The organism is Streptomyces sp. NPDC039736, assembly GCF_055596485.1.
In genome coordinates, this window is record NZ_JBVIUQ010000010.1 from 291,641 (window position 1) to 303,209 (window position 11,569).

The 11,569-nt window shown below is 71.3% G+C and carries 12 protein-coding genes, 1 rRNA gene, 1 pseudogene and 2 riboswitches; of the genes and pseudogenes, 5 read left to right on the forward strand and 9 right to left on the reverse strand.

The annotated features are described in order from the left end of the window. Window positions 1–7: 7 nt before the first annotated feature. Complete coding sequence (locus tag ACZ56L_RS28890) at window positions 8–667, reverse strand: AAA family ATPase (RefSeq protein WP_471067267.1); 660 nt, start codon at window positions 665–667, stop codon at window positions 8–10. 155 nt (window positions 668–822) lie between these two features. Continuing rightward, window positions 823–920, forward strand: a riboswitch (glycine riboswitch). After that, a riboswitch (glycine riboswitch) is annotated at window positions 921–1,029 on the forward strand. A 36-nt stretch (window positions 1,030–1,065) separates the two neighbouring features. Here ACZ56L_RS28890 and gcvT point away from each other — a divergent pair. The 4 genes from gcvT to ACZ56L_RS28910 all read left to right on the forward strand — a co-directional run bounded on the left by gcvT (window position 1,066) and on the right by ACZ56L_RS28910 (window position 5,552). Next, window positions 1,066–2,181 carry a glycine cleavage system aminomethyltransferase GcvT gene (gene gcvT, locus ACZ56L_RS28895; protein ID WP_345228291.1) on the forward strand — a complete coding sequence of 372 codons (1,116 nt, stop codon included), beginning with the start codon at window positions 1,066–1,068 and terminating at the stop codon, window positions 2,179–2,181. A gap of 154 nt (window positions 2,182–2,335) precedes the next feature. Further along, window positions 2,336–2,713 carry a glycine cleavage system protein GcvH gene (gcvH, locus tag ACZ56L_RS28900; protein WP_401762062.1) on the forward strand — a complete coding sequence of 126 codons (378 nt, stop codon included), beginning with the start codon at window positions 2,336–2,338 and terminating at the stop codon, window positions 2,711–2,713. Between the two features lie 20 nt (window positions 2,714–2,733). Next, window positions 2,734–3,993, forward strand: coding sequence for a serine hydroxymethyltransferase (glyA, locus tag ACZ56L_RS28905; RefSeq protein WP_345228293.1), 1,260 nt, complete (start codon window positions 2,734–2,736; stop codon window positions 3,991–3,993). 173 nt (window positions 3,994–4,166) lie between these two features. Next, window positions 4,167–5,552, forward strand: coding sequence for an L-serine ammonia-lyase (locus ACZ56L_RS28910; protein WP_471067270.1), 1,386 nt, complete (start codon window positions 4,167–4,169; stop codon window positions 5,550–5,552). Between the two features lie 6 nt (window positions 5,553–5,558). Here the strand turns inward: ACZ56L_RS28910 and ACZ56L_RS28915 are convergent, their stop codons facing one another. From ACZ56L_RS28915 to ACZ56L_RS28945, 7 genes are all read right to left on the reverse strand, one after another. Beyond that, complete coding sequence (locus ACZ56L_RS28915) at window positions 5,559–6,308, reverse strand: DUF1838 family protein (protein WP_345228295.1); 750 nt, start codon at window positions 6,306–6,308, stop codon at window positions 5,559–5,561. Between the two features lie 178 nt (window positions 6,309–6,486). Then, on the reverse strand, window positions 6,487–6,960 hold the full coding sequence (locus ACZ56L_RS28920) for a hypothetical protein (RefSeq protein ID WP_345228296.1): 474 nt from the start codon (window positions 6,958–6,960) through the stop codon (window positions 6,487–6,489). A gap of 25 nt (window positions 6,961–6,985) precedes the next feature. Next, window positions 6,986–7,246 (reverse strand): hypothetical protein, encoded by a 261-nt coding sequence (locus ACZ56L_RS28925; RefSeq protein WP_401762057.1) that lies wholly within the window; start codon window positions 7,244–7,246, stop codon window positions 6,986–6,988. An 84-nt stretch (window positions 7,247–7,330) separates the two neighbouring features. Continuing rightward, window positions 7,331–7,792, reverse strand: coding sequence for a hypothetical protein (locus tag ACZ56L_RS28930; protein ID WP_471067273.1), 462 nt, complete (start codon window positions 7,790–7,792; stop codon window positions 7,331–7,333). A gap of 244 nt (window positions 7,793–8,036) precedes the next feature. Continuing rightward, on the reverse strand, window positions 8,037–9,296 hold the full coding sequence (locus tag ACZ56L_RS28935) for a sensor histidine kinase (protein WP_471067275.1): 1,260 nt from the start codon (window positions 9,294–9,296) through the stop codon (window positions 8,037–8,039). Then, window positions 9,293–10,009: a response regulator gene (locus ACZ56L_RS28940; protein WP_471067277.1), complete on the reverse strand. Its 717-nt coding sequence runs from the start codon at window positions 10,007–10,009 to the stop codon at window positions 9,293–9,295. The genes ACZ56L_RS28935 and ACZ56L_RS28940 overlap by 4 nt, the downstream gene beginning before the upstream one ends. A gap of 612 nt (window positions 10,010–10,621) precedes the next feature. Continuing rightward, window positions 10,622–11,272 carry a TetR/AcrR family transcriptional regulator gene (locus ACZ56L_RS28945; protein WP_471067288.1) on the reverse strand — a complete coding sequence of 217 codons (651 nt, stop codon included), beginning with the start codon at window positions 11,270–11,272 and terminating at the stop codon, window positions 10,622–10,624. On the opposite strand from ACZ56L_RS28945, the pseudogene ACZ56L_RS28950 reads away from it, so the two are divergent. After that, window positions 11,220–11,345: pseudogene (locus tag ACZ56L_RS28950) on the forward strand (hypothetical protein); the annotation flags it as partial. The gene ACZ56L_RS28945 and the pseudogene ACZ56L_RS28950 overlap by 53 nt on opposite strands. A 145-nt stretch (window positions 11,346–11,490) precedes the next feature. Here the strand turns inward: ACZ56L_RS28950 and rrf are convergent. Then, a 5S ribosomal RNA gene (rrf, locus tag ACZ56L_RS28955) occupies window positions 11,491–11,569 on the reverse strand; the annotation flags it as partial.

An 11,569-nucleotide genomic window follows, 5' to 3' on the forward strand; every position in this document is an offset into this window, starting at 1 on the left:
CCGGCCCCTACTCCACCTCGAAGCCGATCTCCCTGAGCGCCCCCGCCGCGTCCCGGTCCAGCAGGACCGCCGAGGCGCACCCGGCCGGCAGCCGCCCCTGCTCCGCGTCCCCGACCAGGGCGCCGACGGCCCTGCGGTGCCGGGCGAAGGCGTAACCGGAGACTCCGCGTCCGCGCTCCCGCTGGCCGTCCCTGGCCACTTCGGGGGACACGTCGAGCAGGATCAGCCGCAGCCCGCGCCCGCGCCTGCGGGCCTCGCGCGCCAGCCACCGGCGCACCCACGCCTGCGTACCGCAGTCGTGCACGACGACGGACTCCCCGGAGCGCAGCGCACGGCGCAGCCCGGCGTAGTGCGCCACCCGGACGAGGGGCCGGTAGAGGGCGTAGGGCAGCAGACGCGGCGCCTTCGCGTCCCAGCGCTCGCGCACGTCCTGGGAGTCGATGGTCCGCACCCCCGTGGCGGCCCGCCCCATCAGCGTGGACTTGCCGCTGCCGGGCAGCCCGGACACCACGACCACGTCCCCCCGGGCGAACATCAGCCGCCGCGGACTGCGCCCCTCGCGTTCCCGCAGATCGCGTACGACCACGGTGGGCACGGGCCCCACCGCCCCCACGGCCGCCGCGATCCGCGGACCTGTCGTCGTAACGCATGCACTGGGCTGCTGCAACGTCCTCACCGCTCCCCCTCGGGTATGCCCTCACCCTTGCCCAAGAAGTGTAAAGAAAAGGTAATGCGGGACAAGCGATTTGCTGACCGGGAGGGCCGTGCAATGATGTGCGCGCCAGGCGTCCCCTGTGCACCCCCAACTTCACAAAGGCCGTATGAATCCGCGCGGGAGAGTCCTCGGCACCAGTGCCGCGGGACGCCGAAGGAGCAAGCTCCTCCCTTGAATCTCTCAGGCCCCGTACCGCGCGGGCGAGGCAGATCTGAAAAGCGGGTCCCCCCACCGGGCGGCCCCACCCAAGGTGCAAGCCGCACGCGCGTGTCGCGACGGCGAACCTCTCAGGTTCCGATGACAGATGGGGAGGACCGTCCCCGTCGTCATGCCCTGGGAGTCCTTCCGTCATGAGCACCGCCCCCCGCCACACCGCCCTCGATGCCCTGCATCGCTCGCTCGGCGCGACGATGACCGACTTCGCGGGCTGGGACATGCCGCTGCGGTACGCCTCCGAGCGCGACGAGCACAACGCCGTGCGCACCCGGGCCGGCCTCTTCGACCTCTCCCACATGGGGGAGATCACGGTCACCGGCCCGCAGGCCGTGGACCTCCTGGACTTCGCCCTCGTCGGCAACATCGGCACCGTGGGCCTCGGCCGCGCCCGGTACACGATGATCTGCCAGGAGGACGGCGGCATCGTCGACGACCTGATCGTCTACCGCCTGGGCGAGACCGAGTACATGGTCGTCGCCAACGCCGGAAACGCCCAGGTCGTCCTGGACGCCCTGACCGCCCGCGCCGAGGGCTTCGACGCGGAGGTCCGCGACGACCGCGAGGCGTACGCCCTGATCGCGGTCCAGGGCCCGGAGTCCCCCGGCATCCTGAAGTCCGTCACGGACGCCGACCTGGACGGCCTGAAGTACTACGCGGGCCTGCCCGGCACCGTCGCCGGGGTCCCGGCGCTGATCGCCCGCACCGGCTACACCGGCGAGGACGGCTTCGAGCTGTTCGTCGAGCCGCGGCACGCGGAGGCCCTGTGGCGGGCGCTGACCGAGGCGGGCGCGGGCGTCGGCCTCGTCCCGTGCGGCCTGTCCTGCCGCGACACGCTGCGCCTGGAGGCGGGCATGCCGCTGTACGGCAACGAGCTGACCACGCGGCTCACCCCCTTCGACGCGGGCCTCGGCCGGGTCGTCAAGTTCGAGAAGGAGGGCGACTTCGTCGGCCGTACGTCCCTGGAGGCGGCCGCCGAGCGCGCCGAGACCGCTCCGCCGCGCAAGCTGGTCGGCCTGATCGCCGAGGGCCGCCGCGTCCCGCGCTCCGGCTACCAGGTCGTCGCGGACGGCGAGGTCATCGGCGAGGTCACCTCCGGCGCCCCGTCCCCCACCCTGGGCAGGCCGATCGCCATGGCGTACGTCGACGCGGCCTTCGCGGCGCCGGGCACGGCGGGCGTCGGTGTCGACATCCGGGGTACGCACGAGCCGTACGAGGTCGTCGCGCTCCCCTTCTACAAGCGCCAGAAGTAGCGTTCCGGGGCGCCTCCCGCCGGGCGGGGCGCCCCGGACGTGACGTACGCCGCCCGCCCCTCCGCGGCCGATACGTCCCCTTCGCGGCGTACGCCCGTCTCATTCCGCAAGACCCCGTTCCTCAGCACTCCCCCGCATCCAGGAGAATTCAGCCATGAGCAACCCCCAGCAGCTGCGTTACAGCAAGGAGCACGAGTGGCTCGCGACGGCCGAGGACGGCGTCGCGACGGTCGGCATCACGGAGTTCGCGGCCAACGCGCTCGGTGACGTCGTCTACGCCGACCTCCCCTCCGTCGGCGACACGGTCACCGCGGGCGAGACCTGTGGCGAGCTGGAGTCGACCAAGTCCGTCAGCGACCTGTACTCCCCGGTGACCGGTGAGGTCGTCGAGGCCAACCAGGACGTCGTGGACGACCCCTCGCTGGTGAACTCCGCCCCCTTCGAGGGCGGCTGGCTGTTCAAGGTGCGCGTCACGGACGAGCCGGGCGACCTGCTCTCCGCCGACGAGTACACCGCGCTCTCCGGCAACTGAAACCCCTAGGGACTCGCCTGATGTCGCTTCTCAACTCCTCCCTCCACGAGCTGGACCCGGACGTCGCCGCCGCCGTCGACGCCGAGCTCCACCGCCAGCAGTCCACCCTCGAAATGATCGCCTCGGAGAACTTCGCTCCGGTCGCCGTCATGGAGGCCCAGGGCTCGGTCCTGACCAACAAGTACGCCGAGGGCTACCCGGGCCGCCGCTACTACGGCGGCTGCGAGCACGTCGACGTGGTCGAGCAGATCGCGATCGACCGCATCAAGGCGCTCTTCGGCGCCGAGCACGCGAACGTCCAGCCGCACTCGGGCGCCCAGGCCAACGCCGCCGCGATGTTCGCCCTCCTGAAGCCGGGCGACACGATCATGGGCCTGAACCTGGCCCACGGCGGTCACCTGACCCACGGCATGAAGATCAACTTCTCCGGCAAGCTCTACAACGTGGTCCCCTACCACGTCGACGAGTCCGGCCAGGTCGACATGGACGAGGTCGCCCGCCTCGCCAAGGAGTCCCAGCCGAAGCTGATCGTCGCGGGCTGGTCCGCCTACCCCCGCCAGTTGGACTTCGCCAAGTTCCGTGAGATCGCGGACGAGGTCGGCGCGTACCTCATGGTCGACATGGCGCACTTCGCGGGCCTGGTCGCGGCCGGGCTGCACCCCAACCCGGTCCCGCACGCCCACGTGGTCACCACGACCACGCACAAGACCCTGGGCGGCCCCCGCGGCGGTGTGATCCTCTCCACGCAGGAACTCGCCAAGAAGATCAACTCGGCGGTCTTCCCCGGTCAGCAGGGCGGCCCGCTGGAGCACGTGATCGCGGCCAAGGCGGTCTCCTTCAAGGTCGCGGCCTCGCCGGAGTTCAAGGAGCGCCAGCAGCGCACCCTGGACGGCGCCCGCATCCTCGCCGAGCGCCTGGTCCAGTCCGACGTCACCGAGCACGGCGTCTCCGTCCTGTCCGGCGGCACGGACGTCCACCTGGTCCTGGTCGACCTGCGCGACTCGGAGCTGGACGGCCAGCAGGCCGAGGACCGCCTCCACGAGGTCGGCATCACGGTCAACCGCAACGCCGTCCCGAACGACCCCCGCCCCCCGATGGTCACCTCGGGCCTGCGCATCGGCACCCCCGCCCTCGCCACCCGCGGTTTCCAGACGGAGGACTTCACCGAGGTCGCCGACATCATCGCGGCGGCCCTCAAGCCGTCGTACGACGTCGAGGCGCTCTCGGCCCGCGTCTCGGCCCTCGCCGACAAGCACCCGCTTTACCCCGGCCTGAAGTAATTCAGTCCGATTACGTAGGCTTCATCTGGGCGTCGCGTGGTAGGCGACTCCCAGCAATACGTGAACACGGGGCACCGCGCACACTGGACAGTGAGCACGGTGCCCCGTCCCCTGCCCCGCACATGTTCTGCCCGACGGACAACGGCGTCCGCCACCTTCTGAGGAGTTTCGCTGTGGCCATCTCGGTCTTCGACCTGTTCTCGATCGGCATCGGCCCGTCCAGCTCCCACACGGTCGGCCCCATGCGGGCCGCCCGCATGTTCGTGGGACGACTCAAGAAGGACGGCCTGCTCGCCCAGACCACCTCCGTCCGCGCCGAGCTGTTCGGCTCCCTCGGCGCCACCGGCCACGGCCACGGCACCCCCAAGGCCGTCCTGCTCGGCCTGGAGGGCCACTCGCCGCGCACCGTCGACGTCGAGACGACCGACGCCGAGGTCGAGCGCATCCGCACCACCGGCAAGCTGCGGCTGCTCGGCACGGAGATCGGCTCGGCCCACGAAATAGACTTCGACGAGCCGAACGAGCTGATCCTGCACCGCCGCCGCTCCCTCCCGTACCACGCGAACGGCATGACCCTCTTCGCGTACGACGCGCAGGGCACCCCCCTGCTGGAGAAGACCTACTACTCCGTCGGCGGCGGTTTCGTCGTGGACGAGGACGCGGTGGCGGGCGAGAACCCGATCGTCCCGGACGACACGGTCCTCAAGCACCCCTTCCGCACGGGCGACGAGCTCCTGCGCATGGCCCGCGAGACCGGCCTCTCCATCTCCGCGATGATGCTGGAGAACGAGAAGGCCTGGCGCACCGAGGAGGAGATCCGTGAGGGCCTCCTGGAGATCTGGCGCGTCATGCAGGCCTGCGTCTCGCGCGGCATGTCCCGCGAGGGCATCCTCCCCGGCGGCCTCAAGGTCCGCCGCCGCGCCGCGAACTCGGCCCGCCAGCTGCGCGCCGACGGCGACCCGAAGGCGCACGCCATGGAGTGGGTCACCCTCTACGCCATGGCCGTGAACGAGGAGAACGCCGCGGGCGGCCGGGTCGTCACCGCGCCCACCAACGGCGCGGCGGGCATCATCCCGGCGGTCCTGCACTTCTACATGAACTTCGTCCCCGGGGCCGACGAGGACGGCGTCGTCCGCTTCCTCCTCGCCGCCGGCGCGATCGGCATGCTCTTCAAGGAGAACGCCTCCATCTCCGGCGCCGAGGTCGGCTGCCAGGGCGAGGTCGGCTCCGCCTGCTCGATGGCGGCGGGCGCGCTGGCCGAGGTCCTGGGCGGCACCCCCGAGCAGGTCGAGAACGCCGCCGAGATCGGCATGGAGCACAACCTGGGCCTGACCTGCGACCCGGTCGGCGGCCTCGTCCAGATCCCCTGCATCGAGCGCAACGGCATGGCGGCCGTCAAGGCGGTCACCGCCGCGAAGATGGCGATGCGCGGCGACGGCAGCCACAAGGTCTCCCTCGACAAGGTCATCAAGACCATGAAGGAGACCGGCGCCGACATGAAGGTCAAGTACAAGGAGACCGCCCGCGGCGGCCTCGCGGTGAACGTCATCGAGTGCTGAGGAAGGTCACCGCCGGGCCGGGTGGAGCTTGCGCCAGTACGTCCAGCTCGTCTCGTTCGGCTCGCTCCACCGCTCCGGCGCGTGGGCGAACTCCGGGTGGCGGTCCGCGATGTACGCGCGGGTGCGCTCCGGGACCTCGGCGTACGAGCCGAGCTTGCGGCCCCGGCAGTGGTAGGTGAGCCCGCCGGGCCGTTGGCCCCGGCCCATCCAGGGCAGCCACGGCGACATCCGGCTCCACGACATGGTCGCCGGAACGCCGGGCGCGTCCCCCGCCAGGTCGGCGCGGTCGGCGAAGAACTGGAACAGCTCCAGCGCCTTGTACGTGTCTCCGGCGGAGGCGTGCGGGTAGTCGGCCACCGGCAGCGGTGAGGGGTGGGCGAGCGGGATCTCCAGGCTGAAGCAGACCTGGTCGCCGAGGTCGGTCGTCGGAATCGGGAAGGGCCGCCACTTCTGGTTCGCGGGGTCGTTCCAGATGTGCACCACCGGCAGGTCCTGCCAGGTCTCCAGGATCTCCCGGGTCGCCGGGTCCAGGTAGAAGGCGGCCTCGCGGGTGAGGAGCTGGTAGGCGTCCGGCCCGCTCCCGGGGTCCTCGACCAGGCGGGCGACGTTGAGGCCCTCGAAGCCGAAGAGACGCCGGTAGGGCTCGTCGGGGGCCCAGGAGTACACGTCGCCGGACCACCAGTACGTCACTTCCGCACCGTCGAGCGAGGCCCGGGTGCGGGCGAAGGAACGAAGAAGCTCTGCGGGTGTCGTCATGGGTGACAGCATGCGCGATGTGCCGCGGCCGTGGTCAATGCCGACGGACCGGCCGTGGCGGACATCCGACCAGCGCGGCGGACGGCCTCCCGGTCGTCCGCCGCGGGTGCGAGCGGAGTGGCGCGTTGCCGATCAGCTGTCGTCGATCAGGCTGGTCAGCTGTTGTCGATCAGGTTGATCAACTGTTGTTGATCAGGTTGATCAGCTGCTTGATGCCCTCGGTGCCCAGCGCCGCGAGGGCCAGCCGCACCGGGTGGTACCAGGGCAGGTCGTCCATCCACTTCTTGAAGGCGGTGTACCCCTTGGCGGCGGCCGACTTGGCGCCGGACCAGATCTTGCCGCCCGCCTTCTTCAGCGCTGCCAGCGCGGCCTTGGCGGCGGCCGACGCGGCGCTGCGCTGGATCTGGGGTGCGGCGTCGCCCCCGGCGACGGCCCGCAGGTCGGTCCGTGCCCGAACGCCCAGGTGCGGACGGAGTTCCGGCGAGTCCAGCACGGACCGCGCCTGGTCGGCGGTGAGCGGCGCGGGGGCCACGGCCGTCGCCGGGACGGCCGCCGGACGTGCCTGTGCGGCGGTGGCGGCGGGTGCGGCCACCCCGAGGGCGACCGCCGCCGCGACGGTGGCGGCGGCGACGCGAAGGTGCGAGATGTTCATGAAGCGGTGAGTCCTCATCGGGTCATCAGGTTCGGGTGAGCCAGAACACGGCGCCGAGCAGGACATGGAGCAGCGGAACGACCACGCCGCCCACCCCCGGGGGCACCTTGCGCAGGGCGAACCAGCCGTGCGCGAGAGCCGTGGCGGCGACGCCCGCGGCGTACAGGAGCCAGCCGGGCGCGGTGTTGCCGGGCAGCAGGTGGAAGGTGATCCAGCCCGCCAGCAGGGGCAGCGTGACCAGGCCCCAGACGGTGTCGGTCCGCTTCCGGTCGTTCGTCTCTTCCATGCTCAACCTCGTGGTTTCCCGTCGGGCCGGGTCCGGTCCGGCCACCGCGCGGGCGGCCGGACCGGTTGCGGGTCAGGGGCGCGGTCAGCCGACCTGCTTGGCGAGCCAGTCGATGATCTCGTACTGCACGGCGCCCGGCAGCGCCTTCAGGGTCCACTTGAGCGGGTTGAAGTTGGAGAGGCTGTCGACCCACTTGCGGTAGGCGTCGGCGCCCTTCTTCGCGGCCTTCACGGCCGCCTTGAACAGGGAGCCCGACTTCTTCAGCAGGGCCTTGACGGCCTCGGCCTTGGGGCTGCCGTACTGGACGACCTGCGCGTCCTGGAGCTGGGCGACGGCGGCGGCGTTGAGGCCGGCCTCGCCGTTCGCGGCCGCCGCCGGGTTCTGGGCAATCAGGGTGGCGAGCCGGGCCGTGTCGGCCTGCTGCACGCTCACCGCGGAGACCGGGATACGGGCGGTCTCGGCAGCGTGGGCCGCGGGGGCCGCGACGCCGAAGGCGACGGCGGTCAGGGCGGTGGCAGCGGCAAGGCGGATCTTCTGACGGTTCACGTGAACTCCGTTGAGCATCATGCGGAGAGGACGCCCGGGAGCGCGGCGAGGCGTGGAAACTTGGCCGTCTTCCGGGTGTCCTCGTCCCCCGAGGAATTGTCGAAGAGTTCCCCCACCGGGTGCGGCGCACGGCGCCGGTCCGGCAGTGCGGGCGAGTGCCCCTCTTCACGGGGAAAATCCTGTCAGCCCGTCGCGGTGTCCCTGTCATGCCCAGGGAGGATTGGCCGACGCCCGCCCCCGCCGGTCAGCGGGGGCCGGGTGGGGCGGCCTCCCGGTCAGGTGGCGGGTACCGGACGGGGCGCACCCCGGTCGGGCGGCGGGGCGGTCGGCGAGCCGGGAGGGTGGGAGGGTGGTCAGCGGAGTGTCCGGCGGGGAGCGGAAGCCGTACGCGGACGGCGAAGCCGCCGTCCGGTTCCTGTCCCGCCGTCATGCTTCCGCCCAGTCGGACCGCCCGCTCGCGCAGGCCGACCAGTCCGTGCCCCTGCCGCTCCTTGCCGCCGCCCCGGCCCCCCTCCCTGGACGGGGGCGAATTGACGACGTCGACGCACAGCTCCGCCGCACCGGAGGACACCGAAACCGACTCCGCCGCGGACACAGCCACAGCCACCGAGACCGTGATCCTGCTGCCGGGCGCGTGTTTCGCCGCGTTGGTCAGCGCCTCCTGCACGGTCCGGTACACGGCCAGCTCGCGGTCCGGCGTGAGCCCCGGATGCTCGGCCGGCACGGAGCAGCGCGCCTGTACGGGGAGCCCGCTGGCCTCGATGAGGCCGGGCAGCTCGGAGAGCCGGGGCAGCCTCTCCCGCGTGCCGGTACCGCGCAGCACTCCCAGCACGTCGCGGAGTTCGTCCACGGCCCTGCCGCCGAGCTCCCCGATGCGCTCGGCGCGGGAGCGGGCCTCGGCGTCCGTCGCCTCCAGCGCAAGCAGATGGGCCTCCATGGAGAGCAGGCTGACGTGGTGGGAGACGCCGTCGTGCATCTCCCGGGCGAGCCGGGCCCGCTCCTCCACGACGGCCATCTCCACGCTGAGCCGACGTTCCTGCTCCTTGCTGTGCTGGAGTTCGCGCAGCCGGGCGGCCAGTTCCCGGCGCGTGCGCACCAGTTGCCCCCACGCCGTGGGCCCGATGCTGAAGAGCGCCGGCCCGATCAGCGTCGCCGCCCATTCGTCGACGGTACGCTCGCGGGCCTCCGCGACGGACTTGGGCGAGGCGGCGGCGAAGAACATCAGCGCCGCACAGCCGTAGACCGCCAGCCGGGCGGGCACCGTCGCGGCAGCGGTGGCGAGCGCCGCGAGAGGCGCCAGCCAGAGATATCCGCTGGCCGCCGCCGGCACGGTGACGAGCGTGACAGCGACCGGCCACTTCCGGCGGAACACCAGCGCCGCGACGGCCAGGACGTAGGTGGCGGCCACCAGCGGCTCCACCCGGGAGCGGACCGTGAGGTACTCGCCTGCCGAGAGCAGGACGATCGAGGCGTCGACGGCCCACGGCGGAACCCTGCGCCTCATGCCCGGGAGCCCCGCTCCGCGCCCGCCCGGCCCGGCACCGCACCGACAGGGCGGGAGACCCGGTGGTGCGCGGCGACGGCCGCCTGGACGCGATTGGCCACTCCGAGCTTGGTGAGGATCGCGCTCACATGGTCCTTGACGGTCGAGCGGCTGAGGGAGAGCCGTTGGGCGATCTCCGTATTCGACATTCCGGTCGGCAGAAGTTCCAGAACGGTCCGTTCGCGTGAGGTGAGAATCTCGTCAACCGCCCCTGGCGGCACGGATTCCGCCGGACTCGCAGGCCCGGAAAACCCATTCTCGTGATTGTTCGCCAGCGCACGGACAACCCTGGACGACATTGCGCTTCCCCCGGCCGCGAGCAACCGCACGCCGGGAATGAGTTCATGCGGGTTGGCGTCCTTGAGGAAAAACCCGGCAGCGCCTTCGGACAGCGCCCGCACCACGTGCTCGTCGCTCCCGAACCCGGTCAGCATGGCGACGGCGGGCGGTGCCGCGAGACGGCGCAATTCCGCGAGAACACCGAACCCGTCGACGTCGGGCATCTGGATGTCGACCAGGGCCACGTCCGGGGTGTGCCGCTCCGCCATGGCCACGGCGTCACGCCCGTCGCACACCACGACGACGCGGAGGTCGGCCGCGGTCTCCAGAATGCGCTGCAATCCATAACGCAGAAGTTTGTCGTCATCGACGATCATTACGGTCACGACAGACATGGCCGGTTCCGTCCCCCACGGTTCCTGGTGATGATGCACGTGCACCCTAACCGACGGACGCGAACCGCCGTAATCCACCGGGCGCACATCACATTTCACCGGCCCGGCCGCCCACCGGATTGCTCCGGGCACCCGATTCACCGAACGAAATCGGAACACGCCCGGCCACGCAAGGACACCAAGTACCTTCAAGTGCCTTTACGAATACGGCAGTTAATCCCCCGCAGAACGCACCCATGCCCCCGCCCTCCGAAACACCTCGCCGGGTTCGCGGACGGCGGTGCCCCGGCGAGGGGCCTGCGCCTGGCGGTACGGGAAGGGCCGGCCGGCACCCTCGGCACGAGCAACCACACCACCCGGCACGAGATCCGGACGACTAAGGCCACCCGGGCCCCGGCCCGCCTCACCGCACTGCGCGAGGTCACCGAGGAGACCGGAGGTGACCCCGAACCAGGTCCGTACCGGCCTGGCCGCCGGGCGGCCCCCCGCCGGTGATCCCGCCTGCGGGGACCCCCAGTGTCGCCCAACTGGACCAGAACCTGGACGCGTTGACTCTCGGACGATCCCCGAGCAGCACGCCCACCCGGACGCGGCACACCGGGCCGGGCGGGATCAGCCGCCCGCCCGCACCGCGTAGTCACCGAACGACGCCTCCAGCAGGCCGAAGACCCGGCGGGCGTCGTCGGCGACCGTGGCGACGATGTCAGCGTTGGGCAGGCCGGACAGGGTCAGTCGCATGATGCGCTGGAACAGGGCCCGCTGCGCGGCCCCCAGTTGAGCGGCGACCGCGTACACCCCGAAGTCGTCGTTCGCCACGCCGGCTTCCTCCGCGAGGAGCCGGGCGAGCGCCTCCTCGCGCTGATCGTGCAGATCCCGCAGGCGGGCGGTGAGGGTGGGACTCTCGGCGATCATGCGACAGAACCGCTCCCCGGCAAACCCGATCACCGGGTCCTGCCGCTCCACACCGGCCAGGAACTCGCGCCGCAGCGCCCCCAGCGCCGACTCCCCCGCCGCCCGGCCGGCGACCGTGCGGGCGAGCTCGGCGACGAACTCCTCCTGGTGGTCGAGCTGGTGGTCGAGCACCAGGTCCTCCTTGCGGGCGAAGTAGTTGGTGGCCGTCTTCTTGGCGACCCTGGACGCCGCCGCGATGTCCGCGATGGTGGTCTCCTCGAAGCCCCTCTCGATGAACAGCCGGGTCGCGTGGTCGGAGATGAGCTGCCTGGCCTCGTTCTTCTTGGACTCCGAGCTGGAGCATTTCGTCACGGTGAAGGAGCTGGAGGCACCGGATTCTTCGGTGTACGTCATCTTCGACGTCGAGCGGGGCGAGAAATTCTGCTCCGTGGTGCCGCTGGACGCGATGGCGGCGCTGGAGGCGCGCGGGCGGACGGGCCTGGAGAGGGAAGCCGGACATCCCCAATACCCCGTGAACGCAGAAAAGCCCCGCACCATGAATGGTGCGGGGCTCTCCCGTATCAAAACTTGTTCGGCGGCGTCCTACTCTCCCACAGGGTCCCCCCTGCAGTACCATCGGCGCTGAAAGGCTTAGCTTCCGGGTTCGGA

Coding starts and splice junctions, on each gene's coding strand:
- gcvT (WP_345228291.1), top strand. CDS start 1,066: ATGAGCACCGCCCCCCGCCACACCGCCCTCGATGCCCTGCATCGCTCG.
- gcvH (WP_401762062.1), top strand. CDS start 2,336: ATGAGCAACCCCCAGCAGCTGCGTTACAGCAAGGAGCACGAGTGGCTC.
- glyA (WP_345228293.1), top strand. CDS start 2,734: ATGTCGCTTCTCAACTCCTCCCTCCACGAGCTGGACCCGGACGTCGCC.
- ACZ56L_RS28915 (WP_345228295.1), bottom strand. CDS start 6,308: ATGACGACACCCGCAGAGCTTCTTCGTTCCTTCGCCCGCACCCGGGCC.
- ACZ56L_RS28920 (WP_345228296.1), bottom strand. CDS start 6,960: ATGAACATCTCGCACCTTCGCGTCGCCGCCGCCACCGTCGCGGCGGCG.
- ACZ56L_RS28925 (WP_401762057.1), bottom strand. CDS start 7,246: ATGGAAGAGACGAACGACCGGAAGCGGACCGACACCGTCTGGGGCCTG.
- ACZ56L_RS28935 (WP_471067275.1), bottom strand. CDS start 9,296: ATGAGGCGCAGGGTTCCGCCGTGGGCCGTCGACGCCTCGATCGTCCTG.
- ACZ56L_RS28940 (WP_471067277.1), bottom strand. CDS start 10,009: ATGTCTGTCGTGACCGTAATGATCGTCGATGACGACAAACTTCTGCGT.